The sequence below is a fragment of the Streptomyces uncialis genome (assembly GCF_001905345.1).
GTDB classification, from domain to species: Bacteria; Actinomycetota; Actinomycetes; order Streptomycetales; family Streptomycetaceae; genus Streptomyces; species Streptomyces uncialis.
Genome location: NZ_LFBV01000002.1, coordinates 801597 through 814502, shown reverse-complemented (window position 1 = coordinate 814502; position 12906 = coordinate 801597). Strand labels below are relative to the sequence as shown.

At 69.0% G+C, this 12906-nt stretch carries 18 protein-coding genes and 1 pseudogene; 14 read left to right on the top strand and 5 right to left on the bottom strand.

The window, feature by feature from the left end:
* The first annotated feature begins 89 nt into the window (after positions 1–89).
* Positions 90–485 (top strand): hypothetical protein, encoded by a 396-nt coding sequence (locus AB852_RS11785; protein ID WP_073786783.1) that lies wholly within the window; start codon positions 90–92, stop codon positions 483–485.
* Positions 482–712, top strand: a complete 231-nt coding sequence (locus tag AB852_RS11780; RefSeq protein WP_073786781.1) for a hypothetical protein — start codon at positions 482–484, stop codon at positions 710–712. The genes AB852_RS11785 and AB852_RS11780 overlap by 4 nt, the downstream gene beginning before the upstream one ends.
* Here AB852_RS11780 and AB852_RS40680 read toward each other — a convergent pair whose 3' ends face one another.
* A complete protein-coding gene (locus AB852_RS40680; RefSeq protein WP_245876725.1) occupies positions 713–1270 on the bottom strand; it encodes a hypothetical protein in 558 nt (185 codons plus the stop codon). It lies immediately after the preceding gene.
* Positions 1271–1597: 327 nt separating this feature from the next.
* Between AB852_RS40680 and AB852_RS39685 the strand changes: the two genes are divergently transcribed.
* The 5 genes from AB852_RS39685 (at position 1598) to AB852_RS11755 (ending at position 5115) form a co-directional block, all read left to right on the top strand.
* Entirely contained in the window at positions 1598–1849 is a 252-nt protein-coding gene (locus AB852_RS39685) for a hypothetical protein (protein WP_178390967.1), read from the top strand.
* A 397-nt stretch (positions 1850–2246) separates the two neighbouring features.
* A complete protein-coding gene (locus AB852_RS11770) occupies positions 2247–2525 on the top strand; it encodes a hypothetical protein (protein ID WP_073786779.1) in 279 nt (92 codons plus the stop codon).
* 315 nt (positions 2526–2840) lie between these two features.
* Positions 2841–3053 carry a hypothetical protein gene (locus AB852_RS39680; RefSeq protein ID WP_178390992.1) on the top strand — a complete coding sequence of 71 codons (213 nt, stop codon included), beginning with the start codon at positions 2841–2843 and terminating at the stop codon, positions 3051–3053.
* A 416-nt stretch (positions 3054–3469) separates the two neighbouring features.
* Entirely contained in the window at positions 3470–4114 is a 645-nt protein-coding gene (locus AB852_RS40675; protein ID WP_079184596.1) for an RNA polymerase sigma factor, read from the top strand.
* Positions 4111–5115 carry a CU044_5270 family protein gene (locus tag AB852_RS11755; RefSeq protein ID WP_073786773.1) on the top strand — a complete coding sequence of 335 codons (1005 nt, stop codon included), beginning with the start codon at positions 4111–4113 and terminating at the stop codon, positions 5113–5115. Before AB852_RS40675 ends, AB852_RS11755 begins: the two co-directional genes overlap by 4 nt.
* 194 nt (positions 5116–5309) lie before the next feature.
* On the opposite strand, the gene AB852_RS39670 is transcribed toward AB852_RS11755, so the two are convergent.
* Complete coding sequence (locus tag AB852_RS39670; RefSeq protein ID WP_178390966.1) at positions 5310–5621, bottom strand: hypothetical protein; 312 nt, start codon at positions 5619–5621, stop codon at positions 5310–5312.
* Between the two features lie 45 nt (positions 5622–5666).
* Here AB852_RS39670 and AB852_RS40670 point away from each other — a divergent pair, with 45 nt between their 5' ends.
* Entirely contained in the window at positions 5667–6116 is a 450-nt protein-coding gene (locus AB852_RS40670; RefSeq protein WP_073786771.1) for a peptidase inhibitor family I36 protein, read from the top strand.
* On the opposite strand, the pseudogene AB852_RS40665 reads toward AB852_RS40670, so the two are convergent.
* Positions 6048–6290 (bottom strand): annotated as a pseudogene (locus AB852_RS40665) (arginase family protein); the annotation flags it as partial. The gene AB852_RS40670 and the pseudogene AB852_RS40665 overlap by 69 nt on opposite strands.
* Here AB852_RS40665 and AB852_RS40660 point away from each other — a divergent pair.
* Positions 6271–6444, top strand: coding sequence for a hypothetical protein (locus tag AB852_RS40660; protein WP_245876724.1), 174 nt, complete (start codon positions 6271–6273; stop codon positions 6442–6444). The pseudogene AB852_RS40665 and the gene AB852_RS40660 sit on opposite strands and share 20 nt — an antisense overlap.
* Positions 6445–6566: 122 nt before the next feature.
* Here the strand turns inward: AB852_RS40660 and AB852_RS11740 are convergent, their stop codons facing one another.
* Positions 6567–6872, bottom strand: coding sequence for a bifunctional ornithine acetyltransferase/N-acetylglutamate synthase (locus tag AB852_RS11740; protein ID WP_073786769.1), 306 nt, complete (start codon positions 6870–6872; stop codon positions 6567–6569).
* A 390-nt stretch (positions 6873–7262) separates the two neighbouring features.
* Here AB852_RS11740 and AB852_RS11735 point away from each other — a divergent pair, with 390 nt between their 5' ends.
* The 4 genes from AB852_RS11735 (at position 7263) to AB852_RS11720 (ending at position 11023) form a co-directional block, all read left to right on the top strand.
* A complete protein-coding gene (locus AB852_RS11735) occupies positions 7263–7979 on the top strand; it encodes a hypothetical protein (RefSeq protein ID WP_073786767.1) in 717 nt (238 codons plus the stop codon).
* Between the two features lie 295 nt (positions 7980–8274).
* Positions 8275–9141 (top strand): class I SAM-dependent methyltransferase, encoded by an 867-nt coding sequence (locus AB852_RS11730; protein WP_073787743.1) that lies wholly within the window; start codon positions 8275–8277, stop codon positions 9139–9141.
* 710 nt (positions 9142–9851) lie between these two features.
* Positions 9852–10421, top strand: coding sequence for a TIGR03086 family metal-binding protein (locus AB852_RS11725; protein WP_073786765.1), 570 nt, complete (start codon positions 9852–9854; stop codon positions 10419–10421).
* A gap of 392 nt (positions 10422–10813) precedes the next feature.
* Complete coding sequence (locus AB852_RS11720; protein ID WP_073786763.1) at positions 10814–11023, top strand: hypothetical protein; 210 nt, start codon at positions 10814–10816, stop codon at positions 11021–11023.
* Here AB852_RS11720 and AB852_RS39660 read toward each other — a convergent pair.
* The gene (locus AB852_RS39660; RefSeq protein WP_178390990.1) at positions 11020–11175 is read right to left on the bottom strand and encodes a hypothetical protein; all 156 of its coding nucleotides are present in this window, start codon (positions 11173–11175) and stop codon (positions 11020–11022) included. The two genes, AB852_RS11720 and AB852_RS39660, sit on opposite strands and share 4 nt — an antisense overlap.
* Before the next feature lie 856 nt (positions 11176–12031).
* On the opposite strand from AB852_RS39660, the gene AB852_RS11715 reads away from it, so the two are divergent.
* A complete protein-coding gene (locus AB852_RS11715) occupies positions 12032–12367 on the top strand; it encodes a helix-turn-helix domain-containing protein (RefSeq protein WP_073786761.1) in 336 nt (111 codons plus the stop codon).
* Positions 12368–12906 lie beyond the last annotated feature (539 nt).

The window sequence follows — 12906 nt, the reverse complement described above, 5'->3', positions numbered from 1 at the left end:
GCATCACCGTGCAGTTGGAGGTTGTGCGCCTGGGCGCGCAACCGATCCCCTCACCCGGGGTGTGACACCGGTAACCAGGAGAGAGGGCAATGGCCTTGACCACGCCGCCCACCACCTCGGACCCGCCGACCGTCCCCGTGCCACCGGCCCCCGTGCCGCGCCCCGGATACCGTGACCGGCTGCTGGCCCACTACGCGAGAGCGGCGGAGGAGCGCATCGGCAGGGCGCGGGCCGCCGCTCTTGAGCTCGGCCACACCGATCCGGTGCCGTGGGACGACATCCGCGCCGCCTGCACCCGGCCGTCCCGCACCACCTGGAAGGCACTCCAGAAGCTCGCGGGCCAAGCCCGCATGGCAGCTGTCGAGGGTTCGCTCGTGGTGGGCTTCCTCATCCTGGCCTTGCTGACCATTGAGGTCGGACTGGAGACGACGGGGAAGGAGACGCAGACCGCGGCCGTGTCAGCGGCCCGGAGGCAGGGGACGTGAACGGGCTGCGCCGGGTGTTCACGATCGCCGGTGTCGCCGCGCTGGCGTCCCTCGTCCTCGCTCCCGCGGTCGGCGCGCAAGGGGCGGGGCTGCTGTTCATCCCCCTCGCGGTGTTCGCACTGGCGGCCTTCCTCACTGCGGCGTTCACGCACAACCTTCACGAGCTGAGTCGGGTGTTCGCCATGTTCGGCCGCAGCAGCGGCGACGCCGTAGGCGGGGTGCTGTAGTCAGGCATCGTCGGCGACGCTGGCGTCCGTCCCGCTCTCCTGTTCGGTGGTGGGGGGCGGGGTGTGGTGGAGGTCGAAGGGTCCTCCACGTTCGGAGAGCACGGTCGGGCGGTCCGTCGCCTTGAGGACCTGGGCGCGGCAGCGGGGGCCGGTCCCGTACCTGCGGACGTCGACGCCGCGGGGGTTGGTATGCCATTCGTCCAGGTGCTGGGCGACAGCGTGCAGGAGTTCGCGTTCCGCCGCGGAACCTCCGGGCGCGGCCGTGAGGGCGGCGATGACCGTGTGGGCGGTGGGGAACGCGATCCAGGTGGCCCCCTTGCCCTCTGTGACAGCGGTCTCCAGCCGGACCAGGGTGGTGTCGAGCGGGTCCTTCCGCCACGCGGTGGAGGCGGCGGGTGCCTCGGTTTCGGTGAGCCAGGCGTGCAGGATGCAGCACTCATAAGCGTTGAGGCCGACGGCACTGCTGGCGAAGAGGTGGTGGAAGATCCGCAGGACGACGTCGCGGCGGCGCGGCTTCTCGCGCCGTTCGTACAGGCAGCGGGCGCACAGCCAGCCCATCGGGTGAACAGCTTGTGCTTGGGGTCACGTATCCGGCCGGTGAGGTCGCCGGTCTTGACCGGGTCGGCGCACAGCCCGCAGACCGTGTCCGTGTGGGCCTGCTTGATGACGCGGGGAACGGGGAGCGGCCCGATACCCTCGGGCCGCTCGACCTTCGGCTTCCGGGCCGGTGGGATGTAGGAGGCGGGGTTGTTGGCCCAGGCCCGCAGAACACGCAGGCATTCGCGGAGATCCTCTTCGTCGGCGGCCGTGAGGTCCTTGGCGCCGGTGGTCTTGGTGAGCCGGGACCGGACCCGCTCGGCGGGTTTGCCCACGCTCGCGGCGACCGTGTCGATCCCTGTGTCCACCCAGGAGCGCAGGGGCGCGCCGCTCAGGGTGCCGATGTCGGCGGCCGTGGGGAAGTCGAGGGTGGCCATGTCGAGCGTGACCGCTTCGAACGTCATTCTGCTGGAGTCCCGCCGTCCGGAACCTGTCTCCTCCCGTCACCATGGCGCTGACCTGCGCTCCGGTTGTGCCAATGTCACCGGTTCGGCGCACGACAACCGCCTCCAGGAGGGCATCCTGCGCGCCGCCGGTTGACGGCCGTTCCGGCCGTACGGCGAGCCGGACGCCGCTCGGGGAGCGCTCTCTACGGGAGTGCGGCGCGGTTGGCCTCTGTGATGACAACAAGGTCCGCCCGCTCACCGTTGGCCGGGTGCACGATCTTCACCAGGCCCAGCTCGTGCAGTCGGATATGGGCGCGATCGAGCCCGTCGGCAGCTCCACTCCCGCCGCGCGGCGGGAGTCATCCTCCTTCGCCGACCTTGGGCCGGTGCACCGTCACCCGGGCACCACCCTGCGCCTGGTGTGCGCCCCTACTACAGGCCCCGCCCGCTGCGAGCCGGGCGCGGGCACTCGGCATCACTCAGATCACCCGGCCCCATGCCCGGAACGACGAGCAGCCCCGAGGGGGAGTAGTGGCGTCTACGCTCGGGGTATGGAGCGTTACGAGAGGGCGGCGCATCTGGAGTGGTGGGCCAGCCCGTTCACCTGCCTGGCTCGGATCCCGGTCAGAGCGACGGCCACCGCAAACATGGGCGAGTGGGACGCAGTGTTCTCGCCCCCTCTCGACCACGGCCTTCGCGAGCACGTGGAGCAGCTCATCGACGCGGACCCCTGCTTCACCCTTCGTTTCGACACCTCAGCCGTCGAGGTCCAGGCAGAGGACTTCGACGGCGTCGATCACCTTCGGCTGACCGTCATCCCTGAGCCGTAGAGCCGAGCGGCCCGGTCCCGTAGATCTTGAAGCGCGCCATGTTTGTCATCCGACCGGGTGACGACCCCGAGCGCGGGCCCGCGCAGGAGCGAGACTGAGGGGTTGCCGCCGCCAAGCTGGGAAGAACCCTTCGATGACTGAGCCACGTCCGCATACCGGCGAAGAGCCGACACCGACCCGCTCGCCGCACCAACTCGGTGAGGACGAGGGCCGCAGAGTATCGCCGCGCTCAAGGCCGCTCTCGTCCCGTGGCCGCAGCATCTGACGGCGTTCACAGCGGAGCTGGAGGCCGCGCCGTTCGCCGAGGTGCTGAACGTGGTCACCGAGTACCGGGTGGTGTGGATGGCCCTCGTCCACCCGGAGATCCAGGCCGCGACCGCCGAGTCCGAGGGCGGCACCGCCCACCCCATCCCGCCCGGGACCGTCTGGGCCGACTACGACCCCATCACCTTCGAACCTCTCACCGGCCCGGTGTCGCCGGGGGCGGGAGGCATGACCTACCGCGTCGTCTACAGCGTTAAGGCCTAGCGCGACATGGCCGGCCTCACCGCCCAATGCCGGCAGGCCGTCCTCCAGGCCGAGCGGGCCCCCTCGCCCAACGGCCGCTCCAGGTCGGCAAGGAGTTCGAGGGCAGCGACCCCGGAGCGCTCCGCTGGCTCGCCTTGGCGCAGGCCGCCGCCTCCCGCGCGTACCGGGTGTACACCGACTGCGTCGAAGTCGAACTCGTGAGGTTGTTTCCGCGCTGCGGGGCCGGTCGTGCGCGCGCGTATGAGGCGGCCGGCCCTGCTGCGAGGGTGGCTGGAGGAAGCAGGGACACCGCGATCGGCGCCGCAGCGGATGCCGTCGGTACGGCATGGGAAGGCATCCGGCCCTGCCTGGGACGCGGAGCTCGGGGGCAGATTTCTTCGGCGAATGGTGGAACTGGTCTGCGTGTGCGGACACTTCTGGGCGTGGACTCGCAATTGAGGGATCGGATCCGGTCCGGTGATCAGGCAGCGTTCGCTGCGGTCTTCGACGAGCACTCCCGGGTGATCTATGCGCACGCGGCCCGCACCACGGGCGACCGGGCTCTGGCCGAGGACGTCATGTCGCTCACGTTTCTCGAAGCGTGGCGGCAGCGCGACAAGCTGCGCAAGGACGTGCGGAACATACGGGCCTGGCTACTGGGTATCGCCACGAACGTCCTTCGGAACACCGCGCGGTCCGCTCGGCGGCACCGGGCTGCGATGGCCCGTCTGCCGCCTGCGGAGCCGATGCCCGACTTCTCGGAAGCGGTGGTCGGCCAGATGGTCGACAGTCAGCGGCTGGCCGCGGCAACCCGGGCGCTGAACCGGTTGAAGCGCGGTGAGCGCGAGGTCTTCGCGCTGGTCGTGTGGTCCGGTCTGGGTTATGCCGACGCCGCGGAGGCACTGGGTGTTCCCACGGGAACGGTACGGTCCCGGCTCTCCCGGACACGGGAGAAACTGCGTCGGCTGACCACGGAGGAACTGGACAACCCACAGCGACCAGAATCACGGGCCGGCCAGGAACGCACATCAGCCGACCGGACACCGCAAGGACGTCCGTTCCGGGGGAGGAACGCATCATGAATCGGGAGCGGCAGGAGCGGGTGGAGATCGAAGAGGCCTCGGAGGTACTGCCCGCGGTGTCCTTTCCTGAGCTGGATCCGGAGCGGGTACGTGTGCGTCGGCATCATCTTCTGAACGAGATCGGCCGTCCCTCCGGGCGGAGGGGTGTCACCGCGGTACTGCGGCCGGGCCGGCCCATGGCCGTCGCGTGGGCGACGTTCACGGCCGCTGGTGCGACGGCGGCCGCTCTGACGTTCGGGCTCAGTGGTGCGCAGTCCCGACCGGATGTGCCGCCGGCGTCCGCGGCATCGGTGCGGCTCTTGGAGAAGGCCGCACTCGCGGCCGACGCACGGCCACTTCCGAAGGCGCCGCCCCAGGGGTACACGTACGTCAGGACCATCGGCCACAGCACCGCCCTGTCGGAGAACCAGGACGGGCGGATGGACCGTGAGCGCACGAGCCAGAACCTGGAGCAGTGGACATCCGTGGACGGCAGTGGGCGCACCCTGGAACGCAAGGGCGGCGAGGACACGCTGATCCCCGAATCGCCCGGCAAGGGCAGTCTCAACGCTCCGACCTTCGAATTCCTGGCCGGTCTGCCTACTGACTCGCGGGCCTTGCTCGACATGATCCGTGAGGACGCCGAGCGCAACCACGGATCGGGCTCGGGTTCTACCACCGGCCCCGACCAGCAGGCGTTCGTCACGATCGGCGATCTGCTCCGTGGCTCGGCGGCACCCCCGGATACCGTCGCCGCGCTCTACCGCGCCGCCGCCCTCATCCCCGGTGTCTTCACCGTCCCCGAGGCCGTCGACGCGGCGGGCCGGACCGGGGTGGCCGTCGCCCGGAACCACGACGGCGAACGCACCGAGTGGATCTTCGACCGGAGCACGATGCGCCTGCTCGGTGAACGCACTGTCCTGTTGGAGGACAACGCCTGGGGTGAAGCGGGCGACACGGTGACCTCCATCGCCGTGATGAAGACCGGCGTCGTGGACAAGGCCGGCCACACCCTCCAGTAGCCGGCTCGTCCACGACGCTGGTTGTCACCTGGTCCTGGTACCCGTGCCCGTGCTGGACAGATCGGCGCGCACGGGTACCGGCACCGCGCAACCGTACCCGGTGCGACATTCTGCGGCTCATTCACCAACAGCCCATAGTGAGAGGCTGGTTGATCCTGTGTGATTCACGAGTCCCCCTTAATCGAGCACAGGGATCACATGGCAATGGGCATACGCTTCTCACGATCAACGGTGACCGCCGCGGCTGTGGCCACAGCGCTCTTCGCGCTGGCCGGTTCGGCAACCGCCAGCACTCCGACCGAGGGCCCGGCCCCGGGACCGGGGTTCTCACGCCGGAGGAAGAGGTTCGGCTCCAAGAAATCCTCGATCAGAGCCAGCCTGTTATCGCTACCTACGAGGGCAGAGAGATCAACCTCGCCGACGGGTGGCAGGGAGCCCAGGCATGTATCGAGGACCCAAACGCGAAGGTCTACTGCTACACGACGGCCGCAGAGGCGAACCAGCACGTCGTCAGGATCTCCCCGGCCTCGAAAGCTGCGTCCAAGCCGCCGGTGCCGAACGAGGCTGGACCCAACGCGATCGCCGACTGCGTCTACGGACAGGTCTGCCTGTTCGCACCTTCGAACTACTCGGGCCGGATGCTCAAGTGGTCCGCCGGAGGAACGAAGAAACTCGGGGACTGGAACTTCCGGGACGAAGCCAGCTCCGGATGCGTGAATCGCAGGATCGGCGGCGCCCTCGTCTACGACAGCCGCACCGCACTGCCCGACCCGTACATGGCTCTCGGCAACGGCTACTGCTGCAAGTTCTCCAGCGCCGGTTATCCCACCGGCGGCAACTGGAACGACAAGGCCGACTACGTTCAGACGAGCCTGAACGGACAGGGTGCGGATTCCTTCGGACTCGATGAAGTCCAGCTCGGCGGGATCGAGGGCACGAGCGCCCGCGAGCACTGTCTGCCGGGTGGAAAGGCGCTCCTCAGGTCTGGGCAACAGTGGTGACGGCCCCTGGCCGAGCAGGGTGCGCAGCACCGTTCCGTGGAAGCCCCCCGAGGGAGAGGTGTCGGGGGTGTTGAGGTCCGCGTGGGCGTCGAACCAGACGACTGCCAGGCTGTCGCCGTGGCGAGCGACGGCGCGGGCGACAGGCGCGAGCTCGATGCCGCAGTCGCCGCCCACAGCGAGCAGTGTGTCGTCGTCGCTCCGGCCCAGTGCGGCCCTGGTTGCTTCCAGCGAGCGGGTCAGCACATCGGGTCAGCACATCGAGGTGGCGTACGCCGTCCTGGTCCTGTCCGGGGCGGGGGTCGATGTCGACGACGGTGCGTCGCGCTGAGGAGAGCAGCGCGCTCAGCCGTTGCGCACCCTCAGCCAGCAGTTGAGGATTGCGTACAGCCGACCCTTGCCACTGAGGAATCAAGACAACGGTATGGGATCCGTTGCTGCGGTCGAGCCCGGTCATGTCGTGTAGTCCGCGTTGATGCGGATGTAGCCGGCGGACAGGTCGCAGCCGTAGACCGTGGCTTCGGCCTCCCCGACGCCGAGTGTGATGACGATGTCGACCTCGTCCTGGCGCATGATGCCGACGAGTTTGTCGAGGGTGTCGGCCTCGGGCTCTCCGGGGTACACCTCGGCGTCGCCGAATCTCACGGTGACGCTGCCCGGCGCGATGTCGGTGTCGCCGGTGACGATTGAGATGTCGTCGCCGTGCTCGCGCAGTCCGCCGTGCCCTGTGCAGGCCCGGAAGCCTGTCGGCCACGCCAAGAGGTCAGAGTCTTGAGCTAATGCATGATCATGCGTTATGAGGCATGTAGTTGCACTTGAGTGTGGGCTGTCCGTCGAGTGCCATCCCAAAGGCACTCCACCTCGCCGTGCGGTCAGGAAACGAGTCGGCCCCGCTACGCGGGAGTAGCTCTGTTGGGTAGATCGGCCCATGTGACTCGTCGTCCACTGCTGCCGGGCGACAGCCACTGGACTGTCCCGCGCTCGGTGACGACCGCGCGGCCGACGAGCCGGCCCGTTCCGACAGGAAGAGCTGGAGGTCGTCCCTGGTCTCCAGCCTTCGCGCCGCACCTGTCACAGGTCGATCACGATGAACACACCTCCTGCACGCCCGCCCTACCGTGGCGGGATCGTCACATCTGGGGGAATCCCGTGCGTACTCGCATCATCGTCTCAACTGCCGCACTCCTGTTCGCCGCGCCACTCACCGCCTGCGGCGGGGACAGCGGGGACAGTAACGCTGGGGAGAAGCCGCAGAGCAGCTCGCCGCCCGCCGCCGACAAGAAGGGCACCGAAGTCGACTGCACGGCCGAGAACATCGACCAGCTGACATGGAACACACACTGCTCGGACGAGGTCGCCACTGACGGCTCAGCCAGCGCAGGCGCAGCACTTGGAGAGCCGCTCGCGCTCGGCAGATCGGCGGAGACCATAGGCGGCGAGGGTGGTGTCCTGGAGATCACTCCCACCAGCGTCGTCTACATGAAGGAGGGAGGTGGTGGTACCTCCGAGCACGGCACTTTCGTATTCATCACCGTCAAGGCCAGGCCGACCACGGGTGCCGCCGCTGCGGTCCCCGCTCCCATCACTGGCAAGGGCTGGGAATGGGTCGCCCCCGACGGAGAGGCCATCGGCTGGAACAGCGGAGACTCGATCACCGTTCAAACAGAGAGGTTCGATGGCGGGGGCGACATCCAGCCCGGCTCATTCCAGTGGCAGAGCACCGTGTTCGACCTGACCGCGGCACAGGCGAAGGGCGGCACGCTCCAGTACGTGGACGGTGACGGCGCGGCCTACCGGTGGAAGATCCCGGCTACGGACGCTGGCCCTCAGATCGCCGAAGTCAAGCAGCAACTGTTGGCGGACTGAGGTCGCCCCGCCCACGCGGGGGTAGCTCCCCCCAGCTCAGAGGCATCTGACGGCGTCCTGGGTCTGGGGAGAAGCCGTCCCCGCCCGCGTGAGGGTGGTTCTCTGCCCGTCACCGTGCTGGTTTTCGGTGGCGGATGGTCCCCGCTCGCCCTTGGAGCCCAGGATCCTCTCTGCAGGTGGTTCTGCGGGCCGCGAGACCGCTTCCGTGAAGCAGGTCCCTCGACTCCTGTCAAGCTGTGGAATTGTCCGGCTGCCGAACAGGCACGTGATCTCTGTGGAGGGGTGGTGGGTGGGCATGGCTGCCGACTGGGAATGGGACGACACATTGTTCTCGGGTACGGCCACCTACTACCGGCGCGGGAGGCTCCCTTACGCCCCCGGGCTGACGGACGTGCTCGCCGAGGTTCTGGGACTCGACGGGCGGGGACGCCTCATCGATGTGGGGTGCGGACCGGGCACCCTCGCCCTGAGCCTGGCGCACCTGTTCAGCGAGATCGTCGGCGTGGACCCGGACAGCGGGATGATCGCCGAAGCCACCCGCGCAGCAGCCGAGTGCGGCGTGACCGGGAAGGCGCGGTGGGTCCGGGCCCGGGCCGAGGATCTCCCGGCAGGACTGGGAACCTTCACCGTCGCGGCCTTCGCCCAGTCCTTCCACTGGATGGACCGCGACCTGGTGGCGGCAGCCACCAGGGACATGCTCCGGCCCGGTGGGGCGCTGGTGCACATCTCCGATGTGAAGACGGAGTCCCGAACCATCGACGGGTTTCCCCATCCGGCGGTGCCCTACGCGGCGATCGAGGAGCTGGTCAGGCACTACCTCGGACCGGTCCGACGAGCCGGCCGGGGCCTGCTGCCGCAGGGAACACCCGGCGGCGAGGCTGCGGTGCTCGCCCGGGCCGGATTCACCGGCCCGCAGCGCCGTGTCGTTCCCGGCGGACAGGCGCTGGAACGCACGGGTGACGATGTCGTCGCGGAGGTGTTCTCGATGTCGTTCTCGGCTCCGCACCTGTTCGGCCCGTGCTGTGACGACTTCGAGGCAGACCTGCGCCGGCTGCTGGAGGAGGCATCCCCGGCGGACCGGTTCTCCGAACGCCAGCCGGGCACCGAGGTCTTCGTCTGGTGGCACCACCCCGCCGGACCGGCACCCGCGCCGGCCACCTGACCCTTCCGTGCTCGTCCCCGCCCGCGCGGGAGCCTCCGCCCAGCGGGCGCTGTGCCGGTCGGCGCGGTCGGTGTCGAGGAAGGCCAGGCACTCGGTGCGCCAGGGCCAGCCGGCCCGTGCCCGACGTTGTCGAGGGCGCGGGGCTGGAAGACTCGCATGGTGAAGGCCGGTTCTCCCTCCAGGACTGTCCGAGTGCACAGGCTGAATGAGCGCTCCGTGACGCTCAACGAGCTCGCGCAGGGCATTCGGACCCTGCCGGAGGGGCTTCGAGTGGTTCGGAAGCCTCGCTGATGAGGACCAAGCGGTGGTACTACGGGATCTCAGGCAGTTCTGCGTGCAGGCCGCCACGCCGCGGGCGATGACGCGCTGGAGGGCATCCGACGCGCTGGTCTCCGACCGACTCACACTCCGTCGCTCCTGGTCACGCACGAACCGGTGGACCAGCAGTGGCAAAACGCCCTGGCGTTCCGTTGCCGACGCAACCGCGAAATCCCACCCGCCCCGACAGCTCCGGCCCAGTAGGAGCGACGTTCGTCCCGACGGACAGCAGTAGTCGTGACCGTCCGAAACACATGCGCGGTCGGCCGCACCGGGCCAACGGCCTCTCATGCACCGTTCAGTGATCGGGCGGTCGCCCGTTTCGGCGGAGCTGATTCCCACCGGTGCAAATCCCTTGGGCAGCTGACCAGTTGACGCCGTAGTCTCGCCGGATGTCCACCGTTTACGTCGAAGATCTCGCCCGTGCATGCGCATCTGTCGGTGACCTGCTCGCCGGGGTCCGCCCCGAGCAGTGGAAGGAGCCGACGCCGTGCACGGAATGGAACGTGCGCGAAGTGGTGGCCCACCTGGTCGGCATGGACCTGGTGTTCGCGGCCATGGTCGGGGGCGGTCCGATGCCCGACCGGGGAGCAGACTGCCTCGGTGACGACCCGGTCGGCGCCTACCGGTCCTCCAGTGCTTCGCTGCTGGCAGCTTTCTCCGTCCCCGGGGTGCTGGAGCGGAGTTACCGTGGGCCCTTGGGGAGCGCCACGGGCACCGAGCGCTTGCAGATCCGTCTGTACGATCTGCTCGCTCACGGATGGGACCTCACCCAGGCCACCCGAATCCCTGTCCGGCTGCCCGAGGACGTTGCCGAGCGGGCCCTGGCTTTCGCTCGGTCCCAGCTTTCCACCCAGTCCCGAACGGGACGATTCGCCGAGCCGCAACCCGTCGAGGAGACCGCTCCGGCCATCGACCGCCTTGCCGCGTTCCTCGGCCGGCCCTTCCCACCGCAGCTGTGAGCGCCGCGTCGAGCTCACCGCAGCGCTGAAGGCAAGGGCGGCGCGGATGCCGACGGCCGTGCCGGGCAGGGGCAGCCACCCACCCCGCACGAGCGTCGTCCATGAACCGACCGGTGTGCTGTCACTCCTCGCTACACCCTTCTTCCAGTACTGCCGTGCCGCCCGTGCCCCGGTAGGCCTCCTCCGACCGGCACCGGCACCGGCAGGGCGCGCCGCAGACCAGGCATGCGCCTCCTGGCAGGGCGCGCGCTCCGCCAGTCCGGCCAGGGCAGACGTTTTGCGGCCCCTCCCAACCCGGCCGCTCTGTCCTCCCGCGGTGGATACACAAGGGGAGCGGGGAGCGCCTGTGCTCTCCGGTGCCCGCTGTCGTCTGCCAGGGAGGGACCGGTCGCGTGCTGTCGGTCGATGTCGCGCTGCTGCTGGGCGTCATCGTGGTGCTGCGGCTGCGCCGCCGCACGGAGTCGAGAAGCCGCAACGACGAGAAGATGACTGTCCTCATCGTCCTGCTCCTCGGGGTTCTGATCGCCCCCACACCGTTCGGGCAGTGGATGCGCGACGTCCTCGGCCGCCTCGTCCACGGCGTCGCCGGAATCTCCTTCTAGAATCCGCCCGCCCCGGCCCGGGCTGCTGGGGCGGCTCGGCCGCGTCTGCCGCAGTCCACGAGTCCCTTGAGGAAGGCGCGGGTGTTCTGGCGGGCGGTGGCGACGGCGGTCGTGGAGCGGATGGTCGTGACGGCGGCACACATGGGTTCCATCAGGTTCACCTTGGCTTCGGCTCGTGGGTGCCCGGTCCTGCCTACCGGTCTCCCTGTTCCCCGGCCCGCATCGCTCAACCCGACGGGATCCGGTTGCCTCACTTTCGAACTCACGAAAATCTATGCCGGCCGGAGTAGACATTGGGTGGTGGTGTGGTTATGGTTTCTCTCGTAGCCGAGATCGACAGGGCCTGGCAGAGACGAACTGCCGGTCAGCAGTGCAGGTAGTACCCGCAGTTGCAGTACGGCAGTACGGTGCGGCGGTGGAGTTCCGGAGCCAGAGCAGACGCAGGACGGTGACGGGACTGACGGCCGGACCGGGTGGCCCGCGGTGATCAGGGGCCGCCAATGAGCAGAACCGCAGTTCAGTGGCATGAAGTACGCGGTATCCAGCAGTGAAGTCAGTGAGCGGTACCTCGGTGAAGGCGTCGGCTGCGGGCGCGCGCACCGGGAGGTCCGGCAGTGGGGTTCCAAGCCAGAGCAGACGCAGGACGGGCGAGCGGGGCTGGCTGCCGGAGCGTGACGCTTGGTCAGGTCACCCGTAGTACGCATCACCAGCAGTACAGAGCAGTACGCAGTGGCAGGCAGTTGTTCATTGAGGGAAAGAACGGAGGGGCCGAGCGCCATCAGGATCGCCCGGGCGGAACACGAGCCCGGGTACCGCAGGACATCGATAGTGAGGTGGTCTCCGGTCGAGCAACCGCGATCCCCGCATTGCCCGCCCTCTCCCGGGTGGTTGTGCGGATACAGAAGGCCGGCGCAGTACCAGGGCCGGCAGATGGTGTAGCAGTTCCTTCGGGGCCCGGGTGCCACATGGCACCCGGGCCCCTCCACGCGTGTTCCACAGAGAGGCACCATGACAGCAGACGACTCGTTCGACCGGCTCAACGACGACGACTACCCCGCCTACACCATGGGCCGGGCCGCCGAGATGCTCGGCACGACGCAGGGCTTCCTCCGCGCCGTCGGCGAGGCCCGCCTCATCACCCCCCTCCGCTCCACCGGCGGACACCGTCGCTACTCGCGCTACCAGCTCCGCATCGCCGCCCGCGCCCGCGAACTCGTCGACCACGGCACCCCCGTCGAAGCCGCCTGCCGCATCGTCATCCTTGAGGACCAGCTCGAAGAAGCCCAGCGCATCAACGCCGAACACCAGCGCCGCGCCGCCGGAACGCCCACGGCCGTGAGCTGAGACGCATGGGAACCACTGGCTTCACCAGGGAGTTCTGCGGCGCGGGACCGATAGCCTGCCCTTTGGGCCGTGCGGCGACGCGGGCATGACGGGTGGAGCGGCATCCAGCGGCTACGGCTCCCGCAGCCGGACGGGTACTCACTCCGTCCTCGACGTCGAGACCGCCCCCGCCGACACCGCCGCGAAGCTCCGAGACCAGGTCGCGGCCGGGGAGAAGGTCTCAGGCCCGGCGGCCCGCCGGGCCCTGACCGCTGCCGTCATGTCCCCGCGGTTCGAGAACCGGATCGTTCCCCGCACGTTCGCGAAGAAGGCCGCCGCGTTAGCCTCTGCCGCGCGGCCTCCCGGTCAACGCCCGGCAACTTCGCGAGGACCGAATCCCCGAAGAGGCCGCCGTCACCGGCGCTGACCCGCAGCACCTGTACACGGTGTTCAACATCACTCCGGAGGCCGGACTCCCGCTACGTCCGCTCCTTCCACCCTGACCCCACGGACAGCGACGACGTATCCGGCTGCAACATGGAGACATCGTGACCGACCAC

What these genes read in the sequence shown, in the direction of transcription:
- AB852_RS39660 (WP_178390990.1), bottom strand. Translation starts at nt 11,175, where the DNA reads ATGGAACCCATGTGTGCCGCCGTCACGACCATCCGCTCCACGACCGCC.
- AB852_RS11725 (WP_073786765.1), top strand. Translation starts at nt 9,852, where the DNA reads ATGTCCACCGTTTACGTCGAAGATCTCGCCCGTGCATGCGCATCTGTC.
- AB852_RS11715 (WP_073786761.1), top strand. Translation starts at nt 12,032, where the DNA reads ATGACAGCAGACGACTCGTTCGACCGGCTCAACGACGACGACTACCCC.
- AB852_RS11770 (WP_073786779.1), top strand. Translation starts at nt 2,247, where the DNA reads ATGGAGCGTTACGAGAGGGCGGCGCATCTGGAGTGGTGGGCCAGCCCG.
- AB852_RS11785 (WP_073786783.1), top strand. Translation starts at nt 90, where the DNA reads ATGGCCTTGACCACGCCGCCCACCACCTCGGACCCGCCGACCGTCCCC.
- AB852_RS40680 (WP_245876725.1), bottom strand. Translation starts at nt 1,270, where the DNA reads ATGGGCTGGCTGTGCGCCCGCTGCCTGTACGAACGGCGCGAGAAGCCG.
- AB852_RS11755 (WP_073786773.1), top strand. Translation starts at nt 4,111, where the DNA reads ATGAATCGGGAGCGGCAGGAGCGGGTGGAGATCGAAGAGGCCTCGGAG.
- AB852_RS11730 (WP_073787743.1), top strand. Translation starts at nt 8,275, where the DNA reads ATGGCTGCCGACTGGGAATGGGACGACACATTGTTCTCGGGTACGGCC.
- AB852_RS40660 (WP_245876724.1), top strand. Translation starts at nt 6,271, where the DNA reads ATGCCGCAGTCGCCGCCCACAGCGAGCAGTGTGTCGTCGTCGCTCCGG.